The organism is Edaphobacter modestus, assembly GCF_004217555.1.
In the GTDB taxonomy this organism is placed as follows: domain Bacteria; phylum Acidobacteriota; class Terriglobia; order Terriglobales; family Acidobacteriaceae; genus Edaphobacter; species Edaphobacter modestus.
This window is the reverse complement of record NZ_SHKW01000001.1, coordinates 3,004,287-3,016,819: the sequence shown is the minus strand read 5'-3', so window position 1 is coordinate 3,016,819 and position 12,533 is coordinate 3,004,287. Positions and strand designations below refer to the sequence as shown.

Genomic DNA, 12,533 nt, shown 5'->3' with positions numbered 1-12,533 from the left:
GTCATGCTGAAAGGTCGCGGTTATCGCGGCCTTTTCCTTTAGGTTCGCTGGAGCCGACTGCGGTAAACTGCGATCACGACAGCTATGAGCCGCGAATACTTTTCCAGCAATCCTGCAGCGCCGTTTTCCGATGCCGTCCTGGTGGATGGCAAGACGCTTTATCTCTCAGGCCGGATCGGCCTTATCCCCGGAACGACCAAGGTTCCCGACACAGCAGAAGAAGAGGCGCATCTTGTGATGCAGGACTTCCAACGCGTGCTGGCGATGGCGGGCATGACGATGGACAACCTGGTGTCGGTGCAGATCTTCGCCAGCGATGTCTCGTTGTGGGAGCGTTTCAACGTGGTGTATCGCACCTACTTCAAAGACAAGCTTCCGGCGCGGGCGTTTCTGGGCTCGGGAACGCTGCTGTTTGGAGCACGGTTCGAACTGCAGGGGATCGCAGCAAAGGACTAGCAGCTTCTCTGGAGATAATGCGGTGAATAGCCTGGCACGGTCACTCAGCGAAGGTCGATGGGGACTGGAGCGGGCGCGCGAGATTGCGCGTGATGTGGTGTCACGGCGCAGCGCGGTAAAGGCCCTTGTCAGCGCGATGTTCGGCGAGGAGCCGGAGCTACGCAAGAGGGCCTCTGATGTTGCGCACCGGGTGACGGACATCGACGTGGCGCTGCTGCGACCCTATGCGGACGAGCTCGCTGGCCTTCTGGCGGAGACGCAGCCGGAGGAATCCCGGACGCTCTGGCACCTGGGGCTGGTGGTTTCGCGGACGGCGCATACGCGCGAGCAACGGCTGCGAGCTGCCAGGATGATGCAGGTACAGCTCGAGAATGAGAGCAACGTTGCCCGCTGCTCTGCCGTGGAAGGGCTCGGTTTGCTGGCGAGTGAGGAGCCGGAGCTTTACGATATAGCCTCCGAACTTATCGAAAAGGCGCTGAGGGACGGAACGCTTGCAATGAAGGCTCGGGCGCGGCACGCGAAGCGGCGGCTGGAAGACGCACGGAAGCGGGCTGGGGATTTGGGATGAATGGCTGCGTCTGAGGGAGGAATCTGGGCTAGACTCGCCCCATGCCAAAGTGGCCTGTCCCTGTCGGTCGCGCTCTTCTTTAGCGGTATTGCGTTCATGCTTGCGGCATTACCTTGGGCCGCCGCCGAGAACGATATGACATACCAAGGCGGGCTGAGCGCCTCAGCGTCATGGGGTAGAAAAGGTGCCTCCCTTTCAAAAGATGGGGAAACGGTGTATCGTACTGGGCGCATAGGGTTCATGGGGAGATTCACATCTGTAGGGCTTTGTAAGGAGAGTTTCTCCCCAAGGAGCAGGTCGTGTGAGGACAGCATCCATGAGCGGGAAAGCTACCCCCAGGGCAATGCACCTCCTCCGCTCGCTAGAGTGGATATTGCTGACTTCAGGCGTGATTTTGGTTTGCAGCTACGCTGCAATGCGCCTATATAGCTTTGTGGCTGCGCATGTCGTCATGGCAGCGTTCCAGCAGGGATCCGCGAGTCTCTTCTCCGCACATTCCGATAGTGATATGGCTGGGGGAGCCGCAGGTATCAATACCAGCCTCTGGAGCGACAAGCGAATTCACGCCTACAACGCGAGTCTGAGCCATGCTTTCGGCACACCCCTGGCTTTGCTGAGCATTCCTAAGATTCATCTGGAGGTGCCTGTATTTGATGGCACCGACGACCTTACGCTGGACCGCGGCGTGGGACGCATCGTTGGGACGGCCCATCCTGGCCAGCCTGGAAACCTCGGAATCGCGGGCCATCGGGACGGCTTCTTTCGTGGCCTGAAGGACGTCGCGCCAGGCGACGAGATCAAGCTCGTCTTTCCCGATGCGGAAGCGACGTACGTAGTCGATCAAATAACAGTAGTAACCCCCCAGGATGTCTCTGTCCTTCAACCCGGGCCTATCTCCTCAATCACTCTGGTGACTTGTTTCCCGTTTTATTTTGTCGGGAGCGCGCCGGAGCGATACATCGTCTCTGCCTCTTTACGAGCAGATGCGCAGCCAGCCGTACGCGGATTTGTGCGGCCTAACCCCTAAGGAGGAACTATGGCAATCGCACATTGGAATATCAGAAGCAAATGGATCGTTCGCGCAGCGCTGTGCACGTTTGGCTGCGCCATGTTGTCTTCGAGTGTCAGGGCTCAAGATATGAGCTCGACGACAACGCAGAAAGGACCAGCGCAGTATGAGAGCGCAGTGAAAGGCGGCACAGTGGTCTATGTATCCGGCAATGACGTTGTGGTGAAGATGGACGGCACCGGAGAGGTGAAGCACTTCTCTGTACCTGACAGCCAGACGTTCACGGAGAATGGCAAGCAGATGAACGTTCACCAACTCAAGGTTGGCACCCACTTAACACAAACGGTCACGACGAAGACGGTTCCCACCACGGTGAAGACGGTACGGACGATCGACGGGAAGGTATGGTATGTCAACCCGCCGAGTATGGTGATTCTCACGCTGCCGGATGGAACGAACAAGCAGTACAAGGTTCCAAAGGGCCAGATGTTCAACATCGATGGCACGCAGCAGTCGGTCTTCCATCTGAAGAAGGGGATGAGTGTAAGTGCGACCGTAGTGACGGAAGAGCCGACAACGGTGGTTACGCAGAACAAGTTGGTCGCAGGGGTTGCGCCCCCGGCGCCACCTCGTCCTGCGCAACCGATGCCGGACTCAGTGGAGGTGCTGCTGATCGAGACGTCGACCCCGGCGCCTCAGCCAACGCAGACTGCTTCGGCTGAGCCGGCTCCCACCGCGCTTCCAAAAACGGGCAGCGAGTGGCCGCTGGTTGGGCTGCTCGGGCTCGGCAGTCTGGGAGCGGGGATGTTGACACGCAGGATTCGGATGGCGTGGAAGTAGTTCCATCTCGCACGTTCAACAGCCAAAAAGAAGAAAGGCCGCCATCGCTGGCGGCCTTTCTTGCTGATTCGATTCGTGATTAATCGCCTGCGACAGTCTCTTCGGACTCGACCTTCGCGGGGGCTGCCTTGATCTCGCCGAGCGAGATGAAGCCGGGCTGCTCCGCTTCCTTGAGGACTTCCTTGCGGTAGAGCTTGGCCATCTTTGCGTTGTCGGCGTCCTGCTTGATCTTCGCGTCGCGCGCCCGGATCTTCTCCTCGCGGGCGTTCTTGGCGATGCCGGACTTCTCGAAGGTATCGTTCGCGGCGGAGTCGACGTGGGCCTGGTTCAGCACCAGGTCGTACTTCTCCTGTTTCTCGATACCGACCTTCTTGCCGCCGGCGAAGATCTCATGACGGCCGTGCTCCTCGTACCACTTGGTGAGGGTGGCGGTCATGTGCATCTTCTCGATGATGTTGCGCCAGCCCACGCCGGTGTTGTAGGCGCAGAAGCTGATCTCGCCCTCCTGCGTGGCGTAGGGGATGATGCACTGCTCGGTGCGGCGGAAGTCGTAGTTGAACAGGTCCTGGAACCACATGCCGGCGATGAAGAGGAAGTTCCAGCGGTCGCCGCGGCGCTTCTCGATGTCGGCCATGGTGCGGTCGGCGGTCACCTTTCCGTAGTTGCGGCCGGTGGCGCCGAAGCACTTGTCGAACTTCTGCAGCAGGTCGACGATCTTGAAGTGCGTGGGAGCCTTCGTGGGATCGTAGTTGCGCAAGAGCGCGAGCGAGACGCCGACGATGGAGAGGAACTTGCCGCGGGCGGCGTCGTTGACGCGGGCGACGTCCTTGGCGAGCTGCACGGCATCGAGGAACGCGGTGACGGGAACAGCTTCCTTTGTCTCCTTGTCGATCATCAGCGCCATGCCGATGCCGCAGTTCGGGTGGCATCCGCAGGAGAGCTGACCCCAGTCGTGGTCCGGTCCGTGTACGAGGTCGGCCCAGTCGGAGAAGGTGGACATGAAGGAGATCGGGAACCAGTCGCGCGTCGATTCGCCGAGGCCGGTCTGGTTGCGGATGTCGTGCGCGAGGTGCGACAGCGTGTAGCGCTGTGCTGTACGGCGCTCGTCCGAGACCTCTTCGTCGCGGCCTGTGAAGGAAACGGGCTGGAAGGAGAGGAAGTTGATCTTCTTCGGGTTGTCGAGCGCGAACTCGATGATGCGGCCGACCTGCTCGTTGTTGATGCCGTTGACGATGGTCGTGACCGGGACGATATCGACGCCGGCCTCGTGCAGATTGTGGATAGCCTGGAGCTTCACGTCGAACGCGTTGCCGACCTTGCGGTGGGAGTTGGCTGCGTTGCCGATACCGTCGAACTGCAGGTAAGCGTAGCGCAGGCCAGCCTCAGCGGCGGCCTTGGCGAACTCCTTGGACTTCGCGAACTCGATGCCGTTGGTTGCGGCCTGCACGGAGTTGTAGCCAACCTTGCGGGAGTAAGCGACGGCGTCGAGGAAGTAGGGGCTCAGCGTGGGTTCGCCACCGGAGAACTGAACGCTCATCTGACGACGCGGCTTGATGGTGATCGCGTTGTCGAGCATGGTCTTGATCTCGTCCCAGGTGAGCTCGTGGACGAACCCGACCTGGTTGGCGTCCATGAAGCAGGGGTCACACATCATGTTGCAGCGGTTGGTCAAGTCAATGGTGAGCACGGACCCTCGTCCGTGCGTAACGGTGGAAGTCCCGTGGTTGTGGAGCTTCTCATCGTTGTGGGCGCGGATGTCGCGGCCCGGGAAGACGTCTTCGAGGTGCTTCATCATCGGCGGGTCGATGGACATGACGTCCTCGAAGTGGCCGTGGATGGGGCAGTCCTTGACCATCAGGATCTGGCCGTCGCGCTCGATGATCTGAGCCTTGATCTCGCCGACCTTCTCGTTGAGAAGGATCTCGTGGGGCAGCTTGCCGTCGACGATCTGCTGGCGGATCTCAGGGACGCACCTGGGGCAGAGCGAGTCGGTTGTGCGGGGCCAGCCTAGAGGGGGCTTCTCTTTCTGGTAGGACTTAAGGAGGGGCTTGTCGCTCCATCTGGGTGTGAAGCTTGCGTTGGGCGAGATCGAGTTCAGTTTGTCGAACACGGCCCAAGCGGCCTTTGCTCCATACGTGAGGGCCTTTTCGGCCAGCTTCGCGGACTTTGCCATATGCGTTTCTTTTCTCCTGATTCCGTCTTGAATCTTGTGAAGCCTGAACAGCTACTCTTGAAGCTTATCCGGCCACGGGTGTCATCGGAAGTGAACACCCTGATTCAACCCCCGTTATCTTCTACCGATAAGTGAAAGAAAGACAAGGGCTTTAACATCGTCAAGACTACTCAGGCGAGGGGTCGGATCGAAGTCTAGGGAATCGAACGGCGAGATTCTGCATTGAATGGCATGGAAGGTGGGGTGAGCGGAAAGACAGAAAAGGGTGCAAAATTTGGTTCCGCCGCGACTTTTCGTCACATCGGGCCACTCCCTGAGACGGCGAGGTTGTTAAAAATCTGCTGGACGAAGATGATGCGGACGTGAACACGCTTCGCGACATCGGGTAGAAACTCATTCACCAGGTTATTGACAGGATCGAGAGCGAGGCCAATCACGATGCGTTCCGCGGTGGAGGCTCCATCGCTCTGGATACCGGGAACGTAGAGGTTGCTGAACTCGGCGAGGATCGGGTATGTGGCGAAGACACCATAATTCGGGATGGTTTTGCCGTCGTCGCTCCGAGAGACATAGCTGCGGGTAATGGAGTAGAGGATGCGCTTGCCAAGCGGCTTGTTCGGCATCCGGTAATAGCGAGGATCCTGGTGGGTGAGAGCGGGGACGGCGAAGGTACCGAAGAACTGGGCGGTGGCGTTCTGCAGCAGGCTCACTCCGGCAAGCTCACCGAAGCCCTTCAATCCGGGACCGTAGGCTGTGTGCGAGTTGGCGGCGATACTGATGGCGGAGATTCCGACGATCGTGCCGAGGCTGGCGGGGTCAGTGGTGTAGTGAGCGGCGAGATAGCCCTTCTGCTTCCAATTGAGCGGGATCGCTATGTTTGTGCTCAGGAAGCGCTCGTAGGGGTAGACCAGTTCGCTGCAGCGTGGCCTCGGTTGATCGACCTTGCTGGGGTCGAAGTAGATCGCCCCGAAGGCGCGGATAAAGGTGCATGGAGCCTGCTCCTTTCCGCTGTTATGCAACGATCGTTCTACGACAGAGACGACATCCTCTTGGTGGGACTGCGCTGCGCTCGGCGCGTCAGGAAGATCGTTGGGAGTGACCGCTACGGAGCTGATCCCCGGCTCATGTGCAGGCGGCGCCGATTCGTTTGAAGACGAAGGTGCCTCCGCGGAGATCGGTGGATCGACGGAGAGTGGGCCGTCGATCTGGGCTACGGCTGGTACCGCAGAAAGCAACACTCCTAATATCAACGCCCTGTACATTTTCACCAGATTCAACTCTGCCTGAGCGCTCAAACCCAGGACCAGGAGGATTACTCGCCCTTGCTGATACGAAGCCATTGAATAGCCTCGCCGCCAAACTCGCTGACAAGAGAACCAAAAGCGGACCCACCAAGCGATGTGATCCAGGTTCGAGCGAACTGAGTGCCAGTCACATTGCGCTCAGGATAATAAGTTTGTGTAAGTGCCGCGGCTCCGCCTGTCCCCAGAATGAAGGCATAGTTGGGAATGGTCCTTCCGCTATCGGTTCTGCCGATGACGGGGCGGGTTACAGCGTAAACGGCTCGATTGATCAGCTTATGACTACGGCCACGCTGGTAGTAACGAGGGTCCTGGTGGAACGCGGTCGCCAGAATCCCGTCGCTGAAGATTTCCTTGCTGCTATTCAGAGCCGCCGCGGCTCCAAGGCGTTGCGCAAAGGCCTCGCTGTTGACCCCATAGTTTGGGCTGCCGTTGATAAGGTGAGACCAGCCTGCAGAGAGAGGCCATCCCAGCATGGCGTAGGGAGTCACGGATTCGCGCAGACCCAGTTCGATCTTGTCCCGCGCCCTCTGCGGCGGGGCTTGCTGACTCGAGCCCACCAACTTGATACGCGGGAGCACCATCCGCTTTTTTGTACTGTTTGTACTGTTTGTACTGTTCGTACTGGTGGTTGCGCCCTGCCCACCAGAATCGGGCATCCCGGAGTCGTCCATCGAACTGCTGAACCCTTCCGCAGCGGCCAGCAGAGCCCCAGGCGAATCGGGAAGAGAAGAGGGCGTTTCTATTTTCACTGGCTCCGAGGGGCGAGCCTGCGCCGATTGCACGGCAACCAGGGGACAGAGACAGATGAGCGGTAGGGCCAACGAGCAAGATAGGTGAGACAGTGGCAGAGTCAAAGACGATAACCTCGTAAAAACTTCTGGTCTCGCATCTCTCGGAAAAGGCAGCGAATACCTGAGCTTGACGCTCTTTTGAATGGACGTCCTTGTTGGAAGGACGCTTGCGGGCAATGGTACGTTGTATGGGCCGGCTCGTGCGCGTGGTGATTCCGACGACGTTACCACCTCGGCACCGAGGATGGAATAGAGAGCTGAAGCGATTGACCCCCGGATTTCCTCATTTTGATAATGGAAGGTGGAGAAGTGTAGGTATGGCCAACGGGAGTCCAAAGCGTCCCTGGGAAGAGCGTCTGCACGGGGCCGGTGCTCGCATGGAGGAGGATGTTCGCGAAGTTATTCGTTACTTCAACGATGAGATTGTTTCCGATCTGCGGAAGAATGGCTCGGAGGCTCTTCGAGCTGCTGCCCGCGAGCTGAACCGGATGGCGCAGCGAATGGACGAGCGGGCTGGTCGGGCCCCGACCTCCGGCACGAAGGATACGAAGGATACTTCGAAGCCGTGATTCGTGCACGCCTCAGGTCCGCCGTATTACTGCCGGCGCTGACGCTGGCCATAGCGGGTTGCCACAAGAAGCCACCGCGAGCGTACCGTCCTCCCCCTCCCCCCGCGGCAGGTTCGAACAAAGGAACGTACGCCGGAAGAGACACGACCTCTTCAACGAGGGGAAACCAGTCTGCGGGAACGGCGCAGCCCCTGCCTCCTGCTCCCCCGGATGTTCACGGAAAACCCGCACTGGTCGAAACCGGGGTCGCGAGCTGGTATGGCCCGCCTTATGCCGGCCGCAAGGGGGCCGATGGAAAGGTCTACGACCAGAACGCGATGACCGCCGCCCACCGAACCCTTCCCCTGGGTTCGATTGTGCGCGTGACCAACCTGACCACCAATCAGGCGGCGGTGGTGAAGATTACGGACCGGGGTCCCTTTGTCCAAGGTCGCATTATCGACCTCTCCCTTGCGGCTGCGAAGGCTACCGGACTGTACCGCATGGGCGTGGCGAAGGTGCGGGTGGAGGCCTGGACCCCGGGGCCGAGTACCGGCCCGAACTCCATCCCCGGTGGCCGTTGGTGCGTCCAGGTGGGAGCCTTCGAAAGCGAGAAGGATGCGCTCAAGCTGAAGAACGAGCTGATGCGTCGATATGCAACCGCCAAGGTGATCGAGTTTCCCGGACCCACCGGGCATTGGGTCCGGATCAATCCCGCGCGTCCAGACAAGACTCATGCCGATGAAGTGGCCGGGAGTCTTCACGTCTCTGGAGACGTCGCGCCCTACCTGGTTCGTACCGATTGAATCGCTAGCGAAGCACGCGCTTTCCCGTGCGTCGCTCCAGCTCCTTGCGGAACTGCTCCGATCCGCTGTGATTCCAGGTATGCGTCATGCTGACCCGGTTGTCTCCCAGCACCCGCGTCATCCGCCCTGCGCCGATCATCTGCGCGCTCATGACTTCGTCGTAGCGCATGGATTTCTCTTTGCGTAACCAGAAGCGCTGCACCAGCCCGGTTGGAGTGAAGACGATGGTTCCGGGCAACTGGTAGAGCACAAGTGCGAGCAGCGCGAGAAACATCAAAGGCAGCCAGAAGGGAATGTGCTGATGGGTCTTCCAGAGCGGCCATACAAGCAGGGCAAAGTAGACGGGAAGCACGAGGCCGCGGCTCCAGAGAACAAGCGGCTTCAAAGAAAAGGCGAGGCCTTCCGCAGTCTCCTTCGGCGAGCCCTTGGAGAGGCGGCCAGCATAGATCAGGGCAAATAGAGCAACCAATGTCAGCAGCTGCAGAGTTTTCGGATCAAACGCCATCGGCTCTTTTCCTTATGTTGTTCAAGCTTACTTCGCTGAAGGTGGGGGCGGATAGTAGGGCAGCTTCTGCTGTTCCTCGGTGGCGCGTTTTACCTCGATATCCCCAAACAGCAGGCTGGGCACGATGGTCGTCTGTGGCAGTGTCCCAAGCGAATCGTTGACGTAAGGGTCATCGCCCACCGCACGAATCTCGGAACGCAGGCTGCGATTGTCCAGCTCGTCGAAGACCGCGCCGCGAACAAGCTGGCGACTGCCGTCCGGATGCACGAGATACAGCAACCGCGGAGCCTCGCCTCCCATGGTCTCTACGGCATAGACATTGCGTTTCTGCTCCTTCGCCATACCGAGCAGCTGTTTGTTCAGCTCGGAGGGAGAGACCGGATGACTCGACTTGAAGATCATCACACCGCTGCGCGAGTGCGCCGGCGCGCCGGGTGCGGCCCGCCCATGGCCGTTTGAAGATGGAAAGTCCTTGATCGGCTCGCGGCCGATCAGGTAGTTGTCGAGCCTGCCGTTCGTAACGATATCGACGGCCTGAGCTGGCACGCCATCATCGTCGACCTGGTAAGCGCCGAGCAGGGAGCGGCCCTGGAACTTCGACTCCAGCGGATTGTCGACGACGCTCATGAACTCTGGCAGAACACGAGCCTTGAAACTGGAGGCATAGGCGCCCCGGGTCCGCGCATTGGTGCCGAGCTCGGGACGGTCCGCCTCGACATTGGATACAAAGAGCCGGTTCATTACGTCCGAGGCCGCGTCGCCGGAGAAGAGCACCGGCCCATGGTAATCCTCGGCATCGACCAAAGGAGCCTTGCTCAAAGCGTCGAGGCTCTTCAGGTCATCGATCACCTGCTTCCGAAAGGCAGGCCAGCTTTCGAGGTCATTGGCTGAGACCGCGACTGACCCGTTGTCGCGCGCCAGCCGCATGCCGTCCGGTGCCTGACCGCCTAGGCTGATGGCGTTGTTATACCCGCTGAGGCCGTAGCGCAGAACCGTTCCCTCGGTGTTGACGAGATATCGGTTCAGGACCATGGCGCGGACGTTTGCGGTCGAGTATTGCACCTGGTCTGCGAAGGTGCGAACCTCTGGTGCGGTTACATAAAGACCGCTGGCATCGATGATGCGCTTCTCCCACTCCTTGCGGTCGATCTCAAGCTTGCGGAGAGACTCGATGTGGACGACGGGTTTTTCCTGGGACAGATCTTTCTCAACGCGGCTCGACTGGAACTGTTGCAGCGCCGCGAGTTTCGCTGAGTAAGCGCGAAGCGCATTCTTGTAGGCTTCGTCCGTGGCGGTCCAGAGCGCGTAGCGCAGGGCGACCGGATCATCGTCCTCTGGCGCAAGCTGCGCGACGCCGTCTCCGCGGCCGGTACTGGAGTCCAATGCGTAATCCCCCACGCGCACGGTGACACGCACAACACGCTGGTGGCCCTCCTCCTCACGAGTGAGAGCACCATAGTTGGCGACCGCCTCGAAGCTGGAGAAGTCATCCAGCCGATACTCGATAAAGTAGGGACGCTGCATGCCCGGGAGAAGGAGTTGCGCCTTTTCGCGTTCCAGCTCCGCCTGCATCGCCTTCAACATGGGATCGTCGGTCTGGGTCTGGGTCTGGGTCTGGGCGATGGAGAAGTGTGCCGCGAACATTGTCGTCAGCAGCGCGGCTGAGCAGACGGATGCCGTCATCGATCTTCGAAGGAGGATCTTCATCGTTTGTCCTCCTTTCCGCCCTCGTTGACAGGCGGCGGCGGAAGGATCGGGGGACGCGTTGTACCCTGCGCCTGTCGCTGCGTCTCGATCTCGCTGACCAGCATCGCGGGTGCGACGGCGCTGACGGGGATGCTGCCTGACTCCGCTCCGCAGATTCCGTTGAAGATGTCCTGCTTGGTTCCGGTCGCGACAATGCGATTCAGTGCGGCCTGCGGCGTGCCTACGATCGAGACGCCACGTACAAGCTCATCGGGGCGGCCATCGACATAGACTCGATAGACGACCAGCGGAATCACCTGGAAGGCCTGCGGCGATCGCCGCGTGGTGACAGCGAAGCCGGAAGAGATGTCCTCGAAGTAGAGACCATAGGGCTTGCCCTGCCGTTTCGCCTCATCGAGCAGCATCTGGCGGAGTTCTTTATCACCCACGGTTTTGGTGGAGCTGACGATAAGATTGCCCTGCCGTCCCGTCGGCATGCGGCCTGTCTCCGCGCGACCGTGCCCATTGGAGTTTGAGAAGCTGGCGATGGGAAGTCGCGACATGAGAAAGGTCTCGAGGACGCCATCTTTGATCAGATCCACCCTTCGCGCGGGCTGGCCTTCGTCGTCGTAGTTGTAGTGGCCGCTCAATGAGTCGCCATCGAAGGCCTTCAATGTTGGATCGTCCGTGACACTAATAAAGGTGGGAAGAATCTGCTTTCCCAGCAGCTTGGTGAAGGTCTGGCCCTCATTGTCGCCTCGCTGGCGCTGTCCCTCGAGGCGGTGGCCAAGCACCTCGTGAAAGAAGACTGCCGAGGCGCGCCCGCTGAGAATTGCGGGGCCGTTGTACGGTTCAGTAACGGGAGCCGTGCGCAGGGCAACGAGGTTCTTCGCCATCGCATTGATTTTGTCTACGAGCGTCTTCTGATCGGGGAGGTGCGCGAGCGAGTCGGCCTCGAAGGTCTCGGCGCGAAACAGGTCCATTCCGTCTGCCGCTCGAGTGCGCGCTACGACAACCAGTCTCGCCACCTGATTCGGAGTGGCGACCCTGGTGCCTTCCGAGGAGACGAAGTATACGGTCTCGGAGGTGGCCTGTACGGAGACGTTATTGAAGAAGATCTCTGGATAGTCGCGGAAGAGGCCGGAGAGATCCCGCAGTCGTTTCTCCCACGCCGAGGTATCAACCGAAAGCGGAGTGGACGCCGCAAGCACCGCGTTTGCCGGCTTTTCGGCAGAGAAGTCAGCGGAGCTGTCCTCTTCCTTGGCGCGCACCTGCTGCTCGGTCTGCACCTTCAGATAGCTGTCGAGAGCCTTGGCGTAGCCGCGATTGGTCGCGAACCACAGGCTGCGCTCGATGGCGGCGCGATCGTCGGTAAGAGGCAGCGGGATTGTCGTCAAGGCACTGGACCGATGATCTCCGTGGGTGTTGTCCTGCTCGGCATTCCCAATCCGAATCTGAACGTCGGCGCTGCGGCGACGGCTCTCGCGGGAGAGAGCAATGGCTCCAAACTGCGCCGTCATATTGAAGCTGTCCGAGTCGCTCACCGCATAACTGACGAAGTAGGGTTTGGGCTGCTTTGCTGCATCCGCACCCGGGCTCCCCAGCGAGGCCATGGCTCGATGCAGCTCGGCGCCCATGGCGTCCAGGAGAAGCGTATTGGCCTGCTTCGACGGAGCGTCTGCAGCATGAAGCAAGGGAGCGCAGAGAACCAGGGAAACTGCGGTCAAACCGCATGAAAGTGCTGCTTGAAATCTCATCATCGGGACGGACTCATTTCGTCGTTAGGAAAACCGCCTGAAGCAGAAGTGTATCGGAAGTACATAAAATGGGACGTTCCGGGATCAGAA

Annotated in this window: 12 protein-coding genes; 6 read left to right on the top strand and 6 right to left on the bottom strand. The window is 59.9% G+C overall.

The window, feature by feature from the left end; genetic code table 11:
• Positions 1-84: 84 nt before the first annotated feature.
• The 4 genes from BDD14_RS12685 to BDD14_RS12670 all read left to right on the top strand — a co-directional run bounded on the left by BDD14_RS12685 (position 85) and on the right by BDD14_RS12670 (position 2,873).
• Positions 85-456: a RidA family protein gene (locus tag BDD14_RS12685; protein WP_130419122.1), complete on the top strand. Its 372-nt coding sequence runs from the start codon at positions 85-87 to the stop codon at positions 454-456.
• Positions 457-478: 22 nt separating this feature from the next.
• On the top strand, positions 479-1,024 hold the full coding sequence (locus BDD14_RS12680) for a hypothetical protein (RefSeq protein ID WP_130419121.1): 546 nt from the start codon (positions 479-481) through the stop codon (positions 1,022-1,024).
• Positions 1,025-1,340: 316 nt separating this feature from the next.
• Positions 1,341-2,051, top strand: coding sequence for a class D sortase (locus tag BDD14_RS12675; protein ID WP_130419120.1), 711 nt, complete (start codon positions 1,341-1,343; stop codon positions 2,049-2,051).
• 9 nt (positions 2,052-2,060) lie between these two features.
• Positions 2,061-2,873 carry an LPXTG cell wall anchor domain-containing protein gene (locus tag BDD14_RS12670; protein ID WP_130419119.1) on the top strand — a complete coding sequence of 271 codons (813 nt, stop codon included), beginning with the start codon at positions 2,061-2,063 and terminating at the stop codon, positions 2,871-2,873.
• A 79-nt stretch (positions 2,874-2,952) separates the two neighbouring features.
• Here BDD14_RS12670 and BDD14_RS12665 read toward each other — a convergent pair whose 3' ends face one another.
• The 3 genes from BDD14_RS12665 to BDD14_RS12655 form a co-directional block, all read right to left on the bottom strand.
• Positions 2,953-5,046: a radical SAM protein gene (locus BDD14_RS12665; protein WP_130419118.1), complete on the bottom strand. Its 2,094-nt coding sequence runs from the start codon at positions 5,044-5,046 to the stop codon at positions 2,953-2,955.
• A gap of 296 nt (positions 5,047-5,342) precedes the next feature.
• On the bottom strand, positions 5,343-6,281 hold the full coding sequence (locus BDD14_RS12660) for a hypothetical protein (protein ID WP_130419117.1): 939 nt from the start codon (positions 6,279-6,281) through the stop codon (positions 5,343-5,345).
• 77 nt (positions 6,282-6,358) lie between these two features.
• Positions 6,359-7,099, bottom strand: a complete 741-nt coding sequence (locus tag BDD14_RS12655; RefSeq protein ID WP_130419116.1) for a hypothetical protein — start codon at positions 7,097-7,099, stop codon at positions 6,359-6,361.
• A 359-nt stretch (positions 7,100-7,458) separates the two neighbouring features.
• Between BDD14_RS12655 and BDD14_RS12650 the strand changes: the two genes are divergently transcribed.
• Positions 7,459-7,710, top strand: coding sequence for a hypothetical protein (locus BDD14_RS12650; protein ID WP_130419115.1), 252 nt, complete (start codon positions 7,459-7,461; stop codon positions 7,708-7,710).
• Positions 7,707-8,495, top strand: a complete 789-nt coding sequence (locus BDD14_RS12645; protein WP_242617917.1) for a septal ring lytic transglycosylase RlpA family protein — start codon at positions 7,707-7,709, stop codon at positions 8,493-8,495. Before BDD14_RS12650 ends, BDD14_RS12645 begins: the two co-directional genes overlap by 4 nt.
• Before the next feature lie 4 nt (positions 8,496-8,499).
• Here BDD14_RS12645 and BDD14_RS12640 read toward each other — a convergent pair whose 3' ends face one another.
• Genes BDD14_RS12640 through BDD14_RS12630 form a run of 3 tightly spaced genes read right to left on the bottom strand, consistent with a single transcriptional unit; the run spans position 8,500 to position 12,446 of the window.
• Positions 8,500-9,000 carry a hypothetical protein gene (locus BDD14_RS12640; RefSeq protein ID WP_130419114.1) on the bottom strand — a complete coding sequence of 167 codons (501 nt, stop codon included), beginning with the start codon at positions 8,998-9,000 and terminating at the stop codon, positions 8,500-8,502.
• Between the two features lie 27 nt (positions 9,001-9,027).
• Complete coding sequence (locus BDD14_RS12635) at positions 9,028-10,707, bottom strand: metallopeptidase TldD-related protein (protein ID WP_130419113.1); 1,680 nt, start codon at positions 10,705-10,707, stop codon at positions 9,028-9,030.
• Complete coding sequence (locus BDD14_RS12630) at positions 10,704-12,446, bottom strand: TldD/PmbA family protein (protein WP_242617916.1); 1,743 nt, start codon at positions 12,444-12,446, stop codon at positions 10,704-10,706. Before BDD14_RS12630 ends, BDD14_RS12635 begins: the two co-directional genes overlap by 4 nt.
• Between the last annotated feature and the right edge of the window lie 87 nt (positions 12,447-12,533).

What these genes read in the sequence shown, in the direction of transcription:
- BDD14_RS12640 (WP_130419114.1), bottom strand. Translation starts at nt 9,000, where the DNA reads ATGGCGTTTGATCCGAAAACTCTGCAGCTGCTGACATTGGTTGCTCTA.
- BDD14_RS12685 (WP_130419122.1), top strand. Translation starts at nt 85, where the DNA reads ATGAGCCGCGAATACTTTTCCAGCAATCCTGCAGCGCCGTTTTCCGAT.
- BDD14_RS12650 (WP_130419115.1), top strand. Translation starts at nt 7,459, where the DNA reads ATGGCCAACGGGAGTCCAAAGCGTCCCTGGGAAGAGCGTCTGCACGGG.
- BDD14_RS12635 (WP_130419113.1), bottom strand. Translation starts at nt 10,707, where the DNA reads ATGAAGATCCTCCTTCGAAGATCGATGACGGCATCCGTCTGCTCAGCC.
- BDD14_RS12675 (WP_130419120.1), top strand. Translation starts at nt 1,341, where the DNA reads ATGAGCGGGAAAGCTACCCCCAGGGCAATGCACCTCCTCCGCTCGCTA.
- BDD14_RS12630 (WP_242617916.1), bottom strand. Translation starts at nt 12,446, where the DNA reads ATGATGAGATTTCAAGCAGCACTTTCATGCGGTTTGACCGCAGTTTCC.
- BDD14_RS12665 (WP_130419118.1), bottom strand. Translation starts at nt 5,046, where the DNA reads ATGGCAAAGTCCGCGAAGCTGGCCGAAAAGGCCCTCACGTATGGAGCA.
- BDD14_RS12670 (WP_130419119.1), top strand. Translation starts at nt 2,061, where the DNA reads ATGGCAATCGCACATTGGAATATCAGAAGCAAATGGATCGTTCGCGCA.